Below are 14,226 nucleotides of genomic sequence, written 5' to 3'. Positions count from 1 at the left end.
CTTTCACTAGCTCCAGCGCGGAAAAGTTATCCAGCGTGTTGGCGGGGGTCAACCGGATTCCTCACGTCCCGCCGACACGCTTGGCGCGTGTGGCGTGGGTGGATACATTCCGGCGCGCGGCCAGCCGTCCCCGCCCCCACCGCCACCCTCTCTCGGGCCCCTCATGAGCATCATGTCCGATCGCTGGATCACCCGCATGGCCAAGGAACACGGGATGATCGAGCCCTTCGAAGACCGCCAGGTGCGCGCCGGCGTCATCTCCTATGGCGTCAGCTCGTACGGCTACGACATGCGCGTGGCGCGGGAGTTCCGGATCTTCACGAACGTGCTGAACTCGATCGTGGATCCCAAGGACTTCGATCCCAAGAGCTTCGTGGAGTTCGAGGGGGACGTCTGCATCGTCCCGCCCAACTCGTTTGCCCTGGCCCGCTCGGTGGAGTACTTCCGCATCCCGAGGAACATCCTCACGGTGACGGTGGGCAAGTCCACCTACGCCCGGTGCGGCATCATCACCAACGTCACGCCCTTCGAGCCGGAATGGGAGGGATTCGTGACCCTGGAGATCTCGAACACCACGCCGCTCCCCGCCAAGATCTACGCCAATGAGGGGATCGCCCAGGTGCTCTTCTTCAAGGGCGAAGAGGAGCCCGAGATCTCCTACAAGGACAAGAAGGGCAAGTACCAGGGGCAGCATGGGGTGACGCTGCCGCGGCTCTGATCCGTCGCGTCAGCCCGCGCCGCCCACCGCCTTCTCCGGGCGCTCGGTCACCACGGCGCCCAGATAGTCGCGGTTCATCCGCGCGATGAAGTCGATGCTGATGCCCTTGGGACACGCTTCCTGGCACTCGCCGAACAGGGTGCACCCGCCGAAGTTCTCGAGATCCATCTGCGCCACCATCCGCAGGGCGCGCCGGTAGCGCTCCGGCTGCCCCTGGGGCAACAGCCCGAGATGTGAGATCTTGGCGGCCGTGAACAGCGATGCCGAGCCGTTGGGGCACGCTGCCACGCAGGCGCCGCAGCCGATGCAGGCCGCGGCGTCCATCGCCTCATCGGCGTCCTGCTTGGATACCGGAATCGCGTTCGCGTCCTGGGCGGCGCCCGTGGGCGCGCTGATGAACCCTCCCGCCTGGATGATCCGGTCGAAGGCGCTGCGATCCACCACCAGATCCTTCACGACGTGGAACGCCCGGGCCCGCCACGGCTCGATCCACAACTCGTCGCCGTCCTTGAAATGCCGCATGTGCAGCTGGCAGGTAGTGGTCATCTTCATCGGCCCATGCGCCACGCCGTTCACCACCATGCCACACATGCCGCAGATCCCCTCGCGACAGTCGTGATCGAACGCGATCGGCACCTGGCCCTGGGCGATGAGTCCCTCGTTCACCACGTCGAGCATCTCGAGGAACGACATGTCGGGGCTGACGTCGGGCGCTTCATATCGCTCGAACCGCCCTCCGGCATTGGCCGCCGGCTGCCGCCATACGTGAAGGGTGAGTCTCACTTATAGCTCCGTGTGGCCAGGTGCACGTTGTCGAATGCCAGCGGTTCCTTGTGGAGCGCCGGCGCCTTCCCGTCGCCCTGGTACTCCCAGGCCGCCACGTACGCGAAGTGCTCGTCGTCGCGCTTGGCCTCGCCGTCCGCCGTCTGATGCTCCACGCGAAAGTGGCCGCCGCACGACTCTTCCCGGTGGAGCGCGTCGGTGCACATCAGCTCGGCGAGTTCGAAGAAATCGGCCACGCGCCCCGCATGCTCCAGCGACTGATTCAACTCCACGCCCGTGCCCGGCACCGTGACGTTGCGCCAGAACTCCTCGCGGAGCTTGGGGATCTCGGCCAGCGCATGCTTGAGCCCGTCGGCGCTGCGCGCCATGCCGCAGTACTCCCACATGAGCTTGCCCAGCTCGCGGTGGAACGAGGTGACCGAGCGCTTCCCGTTCACCGACAGCAGGCGCTTGGTGCGCTCGGTCACGGCCGTCTCGGCGGCGCGGACCTCGGGATGATCGGGCGTGATCGGCTCGAGTTTGTTGGACCCCAGGTAGTCGCCGATCGTGAGCGGGATGACGAAATACCCGTCGGCAAGCCCCTGCATCAGCGCGCTTGCGCCGAGGCGGTTGGCGCCGTGGTCGGAGAAGTTCGCTTCGCCGATCACGTGGAGGCCGGGGATGGTGCTCATCAGATTGTAGTCCACCCACAGCCCGCCCATGGTGTAGTGGACGGCGGGATAGATGCGCATCGGCACCTTGTACGGATTCTCGCCGGTGATCCGTTCGTACATCTCGAACAGATTGCCATAGCGCTCGGCGATCAGGTCCTGGCCAAGCCGCGCGATGGCGTCGGCGAAGTCGAGGTAGACGCCTCGACCGCCCGGCCCCACGCCGCGCCCTTCGTCGCACACTTCCTTGGCCGCGCGCGACGAGATGTCGCGCGGCGACAGATTCCCGAAGCTCGGATACTTCCGTTCGAGATAATAGTCGCGCTCCGCCTCGGGAATCTGGCCCGGCGCGCGCGTGTCGCCGGCCTTCTTGGGCACCCAGACGCGCCCGTCGTTGCGCAGCGACTCGCTCATCAGCGTGAGCTTGGACTGGTGCTCGCCGCTCACCGGGATGCAGGTGGGATGGATCTGCGTGTAACAGGGGTTGGCGAACGCCGCCCCGCGCTTGTAGGCGCGCCAGGCGGCGGTCACGTTCGACCCCTTGGCGTTGGTGGACAGGAAGAACACGTTGCCGTACCCGCCGGTGCCCAGCACCACGGCGTCGGCGAGGTGGCTCTCGATCTTGCCCGTGACGAGGTCGCGCACCACGATGCCCCGCGCCCGCCCGTCGACGACGATCACGTCGAGCATCTCGGTGCGCGGATACATCGTCACGCCGCCCTTGGCGATCTCCTTTTCCAGCGCCTGATACGCGCCCAGGAGCAGTTGCTGCCCCGTCTGCCCGCGCGCATAGAACGTGCGCGAGACCTGCGCCCCGCCGAACGACCGGTTGGTGAGCAGCCCGCCATACTCGCGCGCGAACGGCACGCCCTGCGCCACGCACTGGTCGATGATCTGCACGCTCACCTGCGCCAGCCGGTATACGTTGGACTCGCGCGACCGGAAGTCGCCGCCCTTGACCGTGTCGTAGAACAGGCGCCAGATGCTGTCGCCGTCGTTGGGATAGTTCTTGGCGGCGTTGATGCCGCCCTGGGCGGCGATGCTGTGGGCCCGCCGCGGCGAGTCCTGGAAGCAGAAGTTCTTGACGTTGTACCCCAGCTCGCTCATCGAAGCGGCGGCCGAGGCGCCGGCGAGCCCCGAGCCGACCACGATGACCGTGTACTTTCGCTTGTTGGCGGGGTTCACGAGCTTCATGTCGAACTTGTGCTTGTCCCACGCCTCGGCGACCGGTCCCGAGGGGGTGCGCGACTTGAGTTCCATGGCTAGTGCACGATGCCGGCGATGACGCCGAGCGGAACGAGGGTGAAGCCGAGCCAGACCGCGATCGCCACGGCGGCCGCGATGCGCCGATGCAGCGGATGCTCCGACGGGCGCGCCACGCCCAGGGTGCGCAACGAACTCCACGCGCCGTGGAACAGGTGCAGCCCCAGGAACGCCATCGACAGGAGGTAGAACCCCGATACCCACCAGATGCGGAAGCTGGCCACGACGTCGCCGTAGATGTCATGCCGCCCCGCGGCGTCGGTGGTGTGGAACACCCCCGCCGGGTCGATCGTCCCCACCGTGAAGTGCAGGATGTGGAACACGATGAATGCCAGCAGCAACACCCCGCCCCACCGCATGGTGCGCGAGGCCAGCGTGGAGACCTGCGCCTGGCGCATGCGGTAGTCCACCGGCCGCGCGGCGTGAGCCCGCTGCGTGAGCTGCCAGGCCATCAGCACGTGGAGGAGCACCGCGGCCACGAGCACGGCGCGAGCCACCCAGAGCACTTCGGCGAGCGGCCCGTGGAGCAGCGCGGCGTATGCGTCGAACTTGTCCTGACCGATGAAGACCTGGAGGTTGCCCACCATGTGCAGCACCACGAAGGCGATACCGATCAGCCCCGTGACCGCCATGATGATCTTCTTCCCGATTGTGGACCGGTACAGATTGACGAACCAGCTCATCGTGATCGGAAGTTCGGGTGGGGAACGCCGGAACGCGCGATGCGGGAAGTGGACCGGTTGGTCCGCCTTCCCGCATCGCGTGATCCGCTCATAGTTTGACCGCGCTCATCGGTTCGCGTACCGCGTCGGCGCTCTTGGCCAACGCCGCGCGCTCCTCCGACGTGAGTTCCACCTCGAGCACGCGCTCGATGCCCTTGCGTCCCAGCTTGCAGGGCACGCCGAGGAAGATGCCCTTCTGGCCGTACTCGCCCTCGAGCCACGCCGCGCAGGGCAGGATGCGCTTCTCGTCATTCACGATCGCTTCGGCCATCTGGACGGCGCCCGACGACGGCGCGTAGTACGCCGAACCGGTCTTGAGGTACTTCACGATCTCGGCCCCGCCGGCGCGCGTCCGCTCGACGATCGCGTCGAGCTTGCTGCGGTCGATGAGCTGCGTGACCGGAATGCCGCTCACCGTGGTGTACGAGATCAGCGGTACCATCGTGTCGCCGTGGCCGCCGAGGACCATCGCCTGGATGTCGCGCACCGAGATGTCCAGCGCTTCGGCCAGGAACGCGCGGTAGCGCGCCGTGTCGAGCACCCCCGCCATGCCGATCACCCGCTGCCGCGGGAAGCCCGTGACTTCCTTGGCCACGTAGCACATCACGTCGAGCGGATTGGACACGACGATGATGATCGCATTGGGCGACGTCTTCTTGATCTGTTCGCTCACCGACTTCACGATGCCGGCGTTGGTGTTCAGCAAATCGTCGCGCGACATCCCGGGCTTGCGGGCGATGCCGGCGGTGATGATGACGATGTCCGAATCGGCGGTATCGTCGTAGTTGTTGGTGCCGATGACACGGGTGTCGAATCCTTCAATGGGAGCCGACTCCCACTGGTCAAGACCCTTGCCCTGTGGAATGCCCTCGACCACGTCCACCATCACGACCGTGCGGGCGAGTTGCTTCTCTGCAACGCGTTGGGCGGTCGTCGCGCCGACGTTGCCTGCGCCGACCACCGTGATCTTGTTGACCATGAGTCCATCGCGGAAGAAGAAGTAGTGAACAGCCAAAGAAAAGTATTCCGCTGCCCGAGTGCGAGCAACGCTCCCGGCAGATCCGTTGTGCCGGGAGCGGACCGCCGAGCACGCGCGCCACGCGGCATCGGGGTCTCGCGCGCGACGCACGAAGGGGACCCAGCAGGTCCCCATTGCATCGTGCCGCCCGTGCGCGACGCCATGGCGGCGCGTGCCGTGCCGTCCGGCCTGGCTAACCCCCGACCTGCGACAACGCCCGGAGCCCGCCGATCTGCATCTGCAGCAACGCGTGCTCCTTGGGCTTCTCGGCCAGCGCCCGGCGGAAGAACGGCTCCAATGGCTCGCCGGCGCGCAGCGGGGTGCGCAGGTCCACTTCGTGGTCGCCGAACAGGCAGGTGCGCAACCGCCCATCGGCGGTGAGGCGGACGCGGTTGCAGGAGCCGCAATACGTGTGCGACATCGGCGTGATGACGCCGATCGACCCGGCGGCGCCCGGCAGACGGTAGTACACCGCCGGACCATTGCCGCGCGCGGGCCCCGGAGCCGCCGCCAGTTCGCCCAGCGTGCGAAGGCGCACCAGCAGCTCGTCGCTCGGGACCACGTGCTCCCAGGTGAGGTCGCGCATGTCTCCCACGGGCATCAGCTCGATGAATCGCACGTGCCACGGATGCTCCAGCGTGAGACGCGCGAAATCCTCCACCTCGTCGTCGTTCACGCCGCGCATGACCACGACGTTGATCTTGATGGGATCGAGCCCCGCGTCCTGCGCCGCCGTGGCCGCCGCCACCGGATCGAACCCGAGGTTCCGCCGCGCGATGGCCGCGATCCGGTCGGGACGCAGACTGTCGGCGCTGATGTTGACGCGGTCCAGTCCCACCTCGCGCAGCCGGGCGCCGAGCGCGCCCAGGCGCACGCCGTTGGTGGAGAGCGCGATGTCTTCGATGCCCGGCACGGCCCTGAGCATCCGAACGAGTTGGTCGAGGTCGGGCCGAATCGTGGGCTCGCCGCCGGTGATGCGCAGCCGGCGCAGCCCGAGCGGCGCGAGCTGTCGAACCGTCTCGGCGATCTCCTCGTACGAGAGGATCTCCGTCTTGGGCAGCCACTGCAGTCCCTCGGCGGGCATGCAGTACAGGCACCGGAAGTTGCACCGGTCGGTGACCGAGATCCGCAGGTACTCGATGCTGCGGCCGAACTGATCGCGCAGCGCCTCGCTCATCGCGCCTGCTCCGCGGGCTGCGCCAGGCCCGTTCCGGCGTGCACCCACTCCCGCGTGCCGTCGGCGTAGTGCTCGCGCTTCCAGATGGGAAGCCGGCGCTTGATCTCCTCGATCACGTGGCGCGAGGCGTCGTATGCCGCGCCGCGGTGCGCGTGTCCCACGGCGATCACCACGCTCGCCTCGCCCAGCCCCAGGGTGCCCAACCGGTGTTCCACCACCGCGCGCGCGCCGGGAAACCGGGCGCCCGTCTCGCGAAGGATGTCGGCCAACTCGCGCTCGGCCATCTCGCGGTACGCCGTATACTCGATGCCGCGAACGCCGCGCCCACCGTTCGTATCGCGCACGGCGCCCACGAAGAGCACGGCCGCGCCATGGGCGGGGTCCGAGGCTTCGGCGAGCAGCGCTGAGGGATCGAGCGGACGGTCCACGATCGCGCCTCGCATCATCCCCCCGCCACCGGAGGGATGATCGCCACTTCATCGGCCGCCGTGACCGGGGTGCCCAGGCCGGCGTAGCGCTGGTTCACGGCCACGAGGGGAGCCGGCGGAAGCCGGTGCGCGCCGGGCCGGCGTCGCAAGGCGTCGAGCAGCTCGCGCACGGTGGATCCGTCGGGGAGGTCCAGCCGGATCTCCGGACCACCGAGAACGTCGGCATAGGAGGCGAAGAGCAGCACGCGCACGGTCATGGGGCGAATGCTATGCGAAGAGGGGACCGGAGGAAAGCACGACACGGTGTCGGCTTGGCCGCGAGCGCTCGGCAGCAGTTGTCCAAACAAAACGCCCCGGCGTCAGACGCCGGGGCGGTAAGGGAACCCGGGATCGGGTCAGGCCTTGGAGACCTCGATCGAGTCGGTATCGTCTTCGATGTCCTCGATGTCCAGATCGGCCACCAGAGCGCGCAACTCCTTGGAGGGCTTGAACACCGGCACTGGGCGGGCGGACACTTCGACGGGAGATCCGGTGCGCGGATTGCGCGCCATCCGGGTCTTGCGATGGCGAATCTTGAAGGTGCCGAACCCGCGGACTTCGATGTTTTTCTGATCGTGCAGCGCGTCTTTAATGGCTTCGAGAAAGGCGTCGACGACGCGAGCGCAGTCCTTCTTCGAGATCATCGGCCCGGCAGTCCGGGCGATCTGCGCCGTTACATGCTCGACCAGATCGGCTTTGGTCATTGAAGAGCCTCGGGGTCAGGCGCTCTGAGGCTTGAGCGCTCCCCGAACTTATGGCCGTTAAGTGTTGTGTGTCAAGAGGTTGTGGGCTTTCAGACGCCGGAATTGCGGACCACGTCCATGAATTGGTCGAACAATGGCCTGGCGTCATGGGGGCCTGGAGCCGCCTCGGGGTGATATTGCACCGCAAAAATCGGTAACTCCTTGTGGCGCAAGCCCTCTATGCTCCCGTCATTGAGATTGACGTGCGTGACCTCCAGCGCCGGCGCGCCAGGAATGCCCCGTTCGTCTCCCGCCACCGCAAACCCATGGTTCTGGGACGTGATGAGGACGTGTCCCGTGGCCACGGCCCTGACCGGATGGTTTCCGCCCCTGTGGCCATAGGCCATCTTCTCGGTCCTGGCGCCGAACGTCAGCGCCAGGATCTGATGTCCGAGGCAGATCCCGAAGATCGGCACGCCCGCCGCGGCGATCTTGCGAACCGTTGCGGGCGCGTAGGTCACGGCCGCCGGATCGCCCGGCCCGTTGGCGAGGAAGATCCCGTCCGGTTGGAGTTCGAGCGCCATCTCGGCCGGCGTCTCCGCGGGGAGCACCGTGACCCGACAATCATGCGCCTCGAACAGGCGGAGGATGTTCCGTTTGATGCCGTAGTCGTACGCCACGATGTGGTTGGACGCGGCGGGATTGCCCCAGGTATACGGCTCGCGGGTCGTGACGCGAGATGCCAGGTCCAGGCCTTCCATGGACGGGCACGCCTCGAGCTCGGCGCGCGCGTCGTCGGTGGGCGCGTCGCCGGCCCCGATCACGCCGCGCATCACGCCCACGGTTCTCAGGTGCCGAGTGAGGCGGCGCGTATCAACGTCTTCGAGAATCGGAACTTGGGCTCGCCCCAGCCACCCGGCCAGATCGCCATCGGCGCGCCAGCTCGAGTACTCGTTGGACAGTTCGCGCACGATGACGCCGGCCACCTGCACGCCGGCCGACTCCGGGTCTTCCTCATTGATGCCGTAGTTGCCGATCATCGGCGCCGTCATGACGACGATCTGGCCGCGATACGACGGATCGGTGAAGACTTCCTGGTAGCCGCTCATGTTGGTCGTGAACACGACCTCAGCCACCGTCGTGGGAGCGTCGGTGCGCAGCGCGCCGTGAAAAAGGGTTCCGTCCTCGAGGAGGAGGAACCCTGGTTGGTGCCGTGTGAGTGTCACCTGCGCGTCAGGGCTTCTTGGTGCCTGAAGGGGCGGCGGGAGGCGTCTTCGCGGCCGGCGCTGCCGGCTGCGTGGTGGCCGGCGCGGTCTGCAGCGGGATGGCGCCACCGCCGGTGGTCACCGGTGGCGGGGCGGCAGGCGGCGTCTGGAAGGTGTTGTCCAGCACCGACTGCGGCGTGGTGCTCCGCGAGGACGCGAGCGACAGCATGAACGCCAGGGCGAGGAACAGCCCTCCGCCCCACCACGATGTCTTGGTCAGCAGGTTGCCTGCCTGGCGGCTGCCGAAGATGGCATCCGCCGAGCTGCTCGCGCCGCCGAATGTGGCCGCCATGCCGCCGCCCTGCCCGCTCTGGAGCAGGATGGCCGCGAGGAGGACCAGACTATCGATGACGAGGAGAACCAGGAGAATCGAGTACAGCATTGGTATGCGGAGATGGAGAATGGAATCTGTCGTAAGCTCTAAATATCACGACACTTACGACCGTGCGTCAAGTCCGCGGGCCAAATTCCCCGCCTTCACCCGGCGTTCACCACCGCTTGCCAGGACTCCGGGTTGAGACTGGCGCCACCGACAAGCAATCCGTCCACACCGTCGGCGCCCAGGAGGCTCGCGGCGTTGGCGGGGCTCACGCTGCCGCCGTACAGGATCGGCACGCGCATCCGGGCGCCCAGCTTTGCCACCTCCGAGCGCAGCACCGTGTGGACCGCGGCGGCGTCGTCCGGCGTGGCGTTGCGTCCGGTCCCGATGGCCCATACGGGCTCGTAGGCGAGCACCAACTGGTCGAGTTGCGCGGCTGCCAGCTTGCTCACGCCCACGCGCAGCTGCCGCAGCACGACGGAGTCGGTGTGCCCGGCCTGGCGCTCGTCGAGCGTTTCGCCCACGCACAGCACGGGCGTCAATCCGTGCGCCAGGGCCAGCGCGCACTTGTCCGCCGTGGCCTGGTCGGTCTCGCCGAACACGTGGCGCCGCTCGGAGTGGCCCACGAGCACGCACGTGGCGCCGGCGTCGCGTGCGATCGGCGCCGAGTTCTCGCCGGTGAACGCGCCCTTCTCCGCCGCGGCGATGTTCTGCACGCCGAACCAGAGGTCGGCTCGCGCGCCGGCCGCGGCGCGCGCAGCGGCGAAGGCGAGCGCCGAAGGAAAGAACATCACGGTGCGATCGTCGCGCGCCGGGTACGCGGCGATGAACGTCTGCATGAAGGCGCGCGCCTCGGTGGGCCCGAGGTTGAGTTTCCAGTTGGCGGCGAAGATCGGCGCTTGCATCAGGCGTCGTCGAGCGCGGCGACGCCGGGGAGCGTCTTGCCTTCGAGAAATTCCAGCGCCGCGCCGCCGCCGGTGGACACGTGGCTCATGCGCGACGACAAGCCGGCCTGGTCGACGGCGGCCGCGGAATCGCCGCCGCCGACGATCGTGGTTGCGCCGGTGGCGGTGGCGTCGGCCATGGCGCGCGCCACGGCGGTGGTGCCGGCATCGAACGGCGGTGTTTCGAATACGCCCATCGGGCCGTTCCAGAGGATGGTCCGGGCGGTGGCGATGGCCCGCGCGTACGACTTCGCGGTGTCGGGGCCGATGTCGAGCATCGCCTCGCCTGCGGGGATGGCGTCGCGCTTGACGGCGTGGGCCTTGCCGGGTTCGCGCATGGACGGCGCGACGGTGGCGTCGTGCGGCAGGATGATGCGCGTGCCGGCGCGCTCGAGCAGATCGCGGGCCATGTCCACGCGATCGTCCTCCACCAGCGACGTGCCGGTCTCGAAGCCCAGCGCCTTGTAGAACGTGCACGCCATGGCGCCGCCGATGAGCAGCGCGTCCACTTTGGGGAGCAAGGCCTCGACGACGTCGATCTTGCCCGAGATCTTGCTGCCGCCGAGGATGGCGATGAACGGCCGCGTGGGATCGGCGAGGGCGGCGCCCAGGTACTGCAGTTCGCGTTCCATGAGCAGGCCGGCCACGCCCGGCCTGAGGTACCGCGCCACGCCCTCGGTGGAGGCGTGCGCGCGGTGGGCGCTGCCGAAGGCGTCGTTCACGTAGAAGTCGCCGAGTTCGGCCATCTTTCGGGCCACCGCATCGTCGTTCTTCTCCTCGCCGGCAAAGAACCGCGTGTTCTCGAGCAGCACGACGTCTGCGGCCGGGTCGCGCGTCGCGGCCACGGCGTCGGGGCCCAGGGTGGCGTCCACGAACACGACCCGCTGCCCGGGCAGCAACTCGGCGAGGCGCGCCTGCACGGCCCGCAACGAGTACTTCGCGTCGGGCTTGCCCTTGGGCCGACCGAGGTGCGACAGCAGCACCACGCGGGCGCCGCGCTGGCGCAGCAGTTGGATGGTGGGGAGCGCGGCGCGGATGCGGGTGTCGTCGGTGATGCGCCCCTGATCGTCGAACGGCACGTTGAAGTCCACGCGCACCAGCGCGCGACGACCCTGAACTTGGGCGTCCGGCAGGTCGCGTACGGTTTTCTTGTTCACGCCGGGCTCACAGCTTCTGGGCGACGAGCCGCAACAGGTCCACGCAGCGGGCGGCGTAGCCCCATTCGTTGTCGTACCATCCGCACACCTTGACGAGCCCGCCGTCGATCACCGCCGTGGTCTTGGCGTCGAAGATGCACGAGTGGGGATTGCCGACGTAGTCCACGCTCACCAGTTCCTCCTCGGTGTACTGCAGGATGCCCTTGAGCGGGCCGGCGGCGGCGGCCTTGAAGGCGGCGTTCACGGCGTCCACCGTGGTCGGCTTCTCGGTGACGACCACGAGGTCGGTGAGCGAAACGTCGGGCGTGGGCACGCGCACGGCGATGCCGTCGATCTTGCCCTTGAGTTCCGGGATCACCAGCGCCGTGGCCTTGGCGGCGCCGGTGGTGGTGGGAATGATGGAGACCGCGGCCGCGCGGGCGCGGCGCAGATCCTTGTGCGGCAGGTCGAGGATGTTCTGGTCGTTGGTGTAGCTGTGGACCGTGGTCATGCTGCCGCGCACGAAGCCGAAGTTGTCGCGAATCACCTTCACCATCGGCACCAGGCAGTTGGTGGTGCACGACGCATTGGAGATGATGTGGTGCTTGGCGGCATCGTACTTGTCGTGGTTCACCCCCATCACGAGGGTGATGTCCTCGCCGGTGGCGGGCGCGGAGATCACCACCTTGCGGGCGCCGCCGTCGATGTGCTTGTGCGCGTCGGCGGCCTTGGTGAACCGGCCGGTGGACTCGAGGACGATGTCCACACCCAGCGCCTTCCACGGCAGCTTGGCGGGATCCTTCTCGGCCAGCACCTTCACCGTGTGGCCGTCCACGGTGATCGCGTCGGCGCTGGCGGTCACCGTGCCGTCGTAGGTGCCGTGCACCGAGTCGTACTTGAACAGGTGCGCCAGCGTGCGGGTATCCGTCAGGTCGTTGACGGCCACGAACTCGAGGTCGGTCACGCCCTGCAGCTTCGCCGCCCGCAGCACCTGGCGTCCAATGCGGCCGAAGCCGTTGATGCCCACACGAATCGCCATCGTCGTCTCCCATGTCGGTTACCGGTCGCCCACCGCGGGCGCCCGGCCGAAGGTCACAAAACTGATAACGCGTGCGCCGGCCGCGTGCAGGGCGGCGGCACATGCATTGAGAGTGGCGGCGGTCGTCACCACGTCGTCCACGAGCACGACGTGCGATCGTCGCAGCGCGGCACGCGCCACCTCTGGCGCGCCGAACGCGCCTGAAACGTTCACCAGGCGCTGCTCCGGTGTCAATCGTGTCTGGGTCGTGGTGTGGCGGATGCGTTCCACGGCGTGCGCCCACACGGGGACGTCCCAATGCACCGCCAGCGCGCGCGCCAGGCGTTCGCTCTGATTGTACCCGCGTTCGCGCTCGCGGCCGGCGGCGAGCGGCACCGGCACCAGGGCCGCCCGCTCGCGCACCACGTCGGCCGGCCACGGGATCCGCGCCATGCGGTCCGCCATCCCGGCGGCCACGGCGTGCCACCCGCGGTACTTGAGGGCGTACACGATGGCTTGGCCGGTGCCCCGGTGCACCCAGGCCACCGACCGGGCGGCGCGCACGAACGGGGGCAGGAGTTCGCACCAGGCGCACTCGGGTCGCGTGCGCGGATGCCCGCATCGCGGGCAGAGGGGGTGCGGCAGCAGCGCCAGCCGCGACCAGCACCGCCCGCAGACGATGCCCGGCTCCCCGGCGTCGAGTGGGCGCGCGCACGCGGCGCACACGAGCGGCAACAACAGATCGCGCAGGGCGTGGGCCGCTCCGCGCGCGCGCCTGCTCAGCGGCCCGGGGTCACCGTCGCCCACATCAGGGCCCGGTCCGGCGCGACGCCGAACCAGCGTTCGAAGGCGCACGCGCCCTGCTCCACCAGCATGCGCAGGCCGTCGTCCGCGCGGTGGCCGCGCGCCGCAGCCGATCGAACCAGCGGGGTGCGTCCGGGGCGGTACACGAGATCGAGCACGGCAGCGTCGGGAAGCAGCGCATCGAGCGGGAACGGCAGGGAGTCGTCGGCGAGTCCGATCGCCGTGGCGTTGACGACGAGGGCGGCGCCGGACACCGCGTCCTCGGCAGACCGGACCACCTGCGTGACGCCGGCAAAGCGTGCCGCCAGGTGGTGCGCCCGGTCCACCGTGCGATTGTACAGCCGCGCGCGGCAGCCGTCCCATCGTTCGATTGCGGCGAGAACCGCCGCCGCGGCGCCGCCGGCGCCCACCACGCCGATCTCCGCGCCCGAGGGCGCTCCGCCCATGAGGGCGCGCACCGCGGCGTCGAAGCCATCGACGTCGGTGTTGTCGCCCACGAGCACGTTCCCGTCGGTCCAGAAGGTGTTGACGGCGCCCGTGCGCTCGGCCAGCGGCGCGAGACGCGCGCAACGCGCGGCGACGTGCGTCTTGTGGGGGATGGTCACATTGCCCGCCGCCCCCTGGGCGATCAGCGCCTCGAGCACGGCGTCGAGGTCGGCGGGAGCCACGTCCAGCGGCTCATAGACCAGCGGGATGCCGGCGGCGCGCAGCGCGGCGTTCTGGAACCGGGGAGAGAGCGAATGGCCCACCGGGTGCCCCAGCAGCACCAGCCGCCCGGGACGCGGATTCACGCCGGTCCCGAGCCGTGTTCAGCCGCGACGCGATCGAGGACCAGCAGCACCTCGCGCTCCAGCTCGTCCGCGGTGGCGCGGTACACGTCGAGTTCGCCACCCATCGGGTCGTTCACCGGACGGGCCTGCGTGCCGCGCGACGCGTACGCGGTGAGCAGGTGGCCCTTGCCCGCGCCGCCCAGCGCCTCGATGCGTTCCAGGTGATGGGGTCCCATGGCCAGCACGAGATCGGCCGACTGCACGAGATCACGATCGAGCTGCCGCGACCGATGCGCGTTCAAGTCGAGCCCGCGTTCCAGGCCCACGAGCAGGGCGCCATCGGACGCCGACGCACCGTCCCACGCGCTCGTGCCGGCGCTGGCCACGTCGATGTCCACGATGCCGCGCTCGATGGTCAGCTTGCGGGCGATGGCTTCGGCCAGCGCGCTGCGGCAGGTATTGCCGGTGCACACGAACAGGATGCGCACG

General features: G+C 68.6%; 17 protein-coding genes. 1 reads left to right on the top strand and 16 read right to left on the bottom strand.

Annotated elements, in window-relative coordinates; all coding sequences use genetic code 11:
- The first annotated feature begins 163 nt into the window (after positions 1–163).
- Positions 164–718 carry a dCTP deaminase gene (dcd, locus tag VNE60_01665; GenBank protein HVB30214.1) on the top strand — a complete coding sequence of 185 codons (555 nt, stop codon included), beginning with the start codon at positions 164–166 and terminating at the stop codon, positions 716–718.
- A 9-nt stretch (positions 719–727) separates the two neighbouring features.
- On the opposite strand, the gene VNE60_01660 is transcribed toward dcd, so the two are convergent.
- The 16 genes from VNE60_01660 to VNE60_01585 all read right to left on the bottom strand — a co-directional run bounded on the left by VNE60_01660 (position 728) and on the right by VNE60_01585 (position 14,225).
- On the bottom strand, positions 728–1,501 hold the full coding sequence (locus tag VNE60_01660; GenBank protein ID HVB30213.1) for a succinate dehydrogenase/fumarate reductase iron-sulfur subunit: 774 nt from the start codon (positions 1,499–1,501) through the stop codon (positions 728–730).
- Positions 1,498–3,411 (bottom strand): fumarate reductase/succinate dehydrogenase flavoprotein subunit, encoded by a 1,914-nt coding sequence (locus VNE60_01655; GenBank protein ID HVB30212.1) that lies wholly within the window; start codon positions 3,409–3,411, stop codon positions 1,498–1,500. Before VNE60_01655 ends, VNE60_01660 begins: the two co-directional genes overlap by 4 nt.
- Positions 3,412–3,413: 2 nt before the next feature.
- The gene (locus VNE60_01650) at positions 3,414–4,097 is read right to left on the bottom strand and encodes a succinate dehydrogenase cytochrome b subunit (protein HVB30211.1); all 684 of its coding nucleotides are present in this window, start codon (positions 4,095–4,097) and stop codon (positions 3,414–3,416) included.
- A gap of 88 nt (positions 4,098–4,185) precedes the next feature.
- Positions 4,186–5,115 (bottom strand): malate dehydrogenase, encoded by a 930-nt coding sequence (gene mdh, locus VNE60_01645; GenBank protein HVB30210.1) that lies wholly within the window; start codon positions 5,113–5,115, stop codon positions 4,186–4,188.
- Positions 5,116–5,347: 232 nt separating this feature from the next.
- Positions 5,348–6,331 carry a GTP 3',8-cyclase MoaA gene (moaA, locus tag VNE60_01640; protein ID HVB30209.1) on the bottom strand — a complete coding sequence of 328 codons (984 nt, stop codon included), beginning with the start codon at positions 6,329–6,331 and terminating at the stop codon, positions 5,348–5,350.
- Complete coding sequence (locus VNE60_01635) at positions 6,328–6,777, bottom strand: molybdenum cofactor biosynthesis protein MoaE (GenBank protein ID HVB30208.1); 450 nt, start codon at positions 6,775–6,777, stop codon at positions 6,328–6,330. Before VNE60_01635 ends, moaA begins: the two co-directional genes overlap by 4 nt.
- The gene (locus VNE60_01630; GenBank protein HVB30207.1) at positions 6,774–7,016 is read right to left on the bottom strand and encodes a MoaD/ThiS family protein; all 243 of its coding nucleotides are present in this window, start codon (positions 7,014–7,016) and stop codon (positions 6,774–6,776) included. Before VNE60_01630 ends, VNE60_01635 begins: the two co-directional genes overlap by 4 nt.
- A gap of 138 nt (positions 7,017–7,154) precedes the next feature.
- A complete protein-coding gene (locus tag VNE60_01625; GenBank protein ID HVB30206.1) occupies positions 7,155–7,502 on the bottom strand; it encodes an HU family DNA-binding protein in 348 nt (115 codons plus the stop codon).
- 89 nt (positions 7,503–7,591) lie between these two features.
- Entirely contained in the window at positions 7,592–8,707 is a 1,116-nt protein-coding gene (gene carA / locus VNE60_01620; protein HVB30205.1) for a glutamine-hydrolyzing carbamoyl-phosphate synthase small subunit, read from the bottom strand.
- 7 nt (positions 8,708–8,714) lie between these two features.
- On the bottom strand, positions 8,715–9,128 hold the full coding sequence (gene secG, locus VNE60_01615; GenBank protein ID HVB30204.1) for a preprotein translocase subunit SecG: 414 nt from the start codon (positions 9,126–9,128) through the stop codon (positions 8,715–8,717).
- Positions 9,129–9,223: 95 nt separating this feature from the next.
- Positions 9,224–9,970: a triose-phosphate isomerase gene (tpiA, locus tag VNE60_01610; GenBank protein HVB30203.1), complete on the bottom strand. Its 747-nt coding sequence runs from the start codon at positions 9,968–9,970 to the stop codon at positions 9,224–9,226.
- Positions 9,970–11,166 carry a phosphoglycerate kinase gene (locus VNE60_01605; GenBank protein HVB30202.1) on the bottom strand — a complete coding sequence of 399 codons (1,197 nt, stop codon included), beginning with the start codon at positions 11,164–11,166 and terminating at the stop codon, positions 9,970–9,972. Before VNE60_01605 ends, tpiA begins: the two co-directional genes overlap by 1 nt.
- A gap of 7 nt (positions 11,167–11,173) precedes the next feature.
- A complete protein-coding gene (gap, locus tag VNE60_01600) occupies positions 11,174–12,184 on the bottom strand; it encodes a type I glyceraldehyde-3-phosphate dehydrogenase (GenBank protein ID HVB30201.1) in 1,011 nt (336 codons plus the stop codon).
- Positions 12,185–12,202: 18 nt separating this feature from the next.
- Positions 12,203–12,970, bottom strand: a complete 768-nt coding sequence (locus VNE60_01595; protein HVB30200.1) for a double zinc ribbon domain-containing protein — start codon at positions 12,968–12,970, stop codon at positions 12,203–12,205.
- Entirely contained in the window at positions 12,943–13,758 is an 816-nt protein-coding gene (locus tag VNE60_01590) for a shikimate dehydrogenase (protein HVB30199.1), read from the bottom strand. Before VNE60_01590 ends, VNE60_01595 begins: the two co-directional genes overlap by 28 nt.
- Positions 13,755–14,225 carry a low molecular weight protein arginine phosphatase gene (locus tag VNE60_01585; GenBank protein HVB30198.1) on the bottom strand — a complete coding sequence of 157 codons (471 nt, stop codon included), beginning with the start codon at positions 14,223–14,225 and terminating at the stop codon, positions 13,755–13,757. Before VNE60_01585 ends, VNE60_01590 begins: the two co-directional genes overlap by 4 nt.
- Position 14,226: the final 1 nt, after the last annotated feature.

The sequence above is a fragment of the Gemmatimonadaceae bacterium genome, from assembly GCA_035533755.1.
Classification (GTDB): domain Bacteria; phylum Gemmatimonadota; class Gemmatimonadetes; order Gemmatimonadales; family Gemmatimonadaceae; genus JAGWRI01.
This window is presented reverse-complemented; position numbering and strand designations above follow the sequence as displayed.

What these genes read in the sequence shown, in the direction of transcription:
- dcd (HVB30214.1), top strand. Translation starts at nt 164, where the DNA reads ATGAGCATCATGTCCGATCGCTGGATCACCCGCATGGCCAAGGAACAC.
- VNE60_01655 (HVB30212.1), bottom strand. Translation starts at nt 3,411, where the DNA reads ATGGAACTCAAGTCGCGCACCCCCTCGGGACCGGTCGCCGAGGCGTGG.
- VNE60_01650 (HVB30211.1), bottom strand. Translation starts at nt 4,097, where the DNA reads ATGAGCTGGTTCGTCAATCTGTACCGGTCCACAATCGGGAAGAAGATC.
- mdh (HVB30210.1), bottom strand. Translation starts at nt 5,115, where the DNA reads ATGGTCAACAAGATCACGGTGGTCGGCGCAGGCAACGTCGGCGCGACG.
- moaA (HVB30209.1), bottom strand. Translation starts at nt 6,331, where the DNA reads ATGAGCGAGGCGCTGCGCGATCAGTTCGGCCGCAGCATCGAGTACCTG.
- VNE60_01635 (HVB30208.1), bottom strand. Translation starts at nt 6,777, where the DNA reads ATGATGCGAGGCGCGATCGTGGACCGTCCGCTCGATCCCTCAGCGCTG.
- VNE60_01630 (HVB30207.1), bottom strand. Translation starts at nt 7,016, where the DNA reads ATGACCGTGCGCGTGCTGCTCTTCGCCTCCTATGCCGACGTTCTCGGT.
- VNE60_01625 (HVB30206.1), bottom strand. Translation starts at nt 7,502, where the DNA reads ATGACCAAAGCCGATCTGGTCGAGCATGTAACGGCGCAGATCGCCCGG.
- secG (HVB30204.1), bottom strand. Translation starts at nt 9,128, where the DNA reads ATGCTGTACTCGATTCTCCTGGTTCTCCTCGTCATCGATAGTCTGGTC.
- tpiA (HVB30203.1), bottom strand. Translation starts at nt 9,970, where the DNA reads ATGCAAGCGCCGATCTTCGCCGCCAACTGGAAACTCAACCTCGGGCCC.
- gap (HVB30201.1), bottom strand. Translation starts at nt 12,184, where the DNA reads ATGGCGATTCGTGTGGGCATCAACGGCTTCGGCCGCATTGGACGCCAG.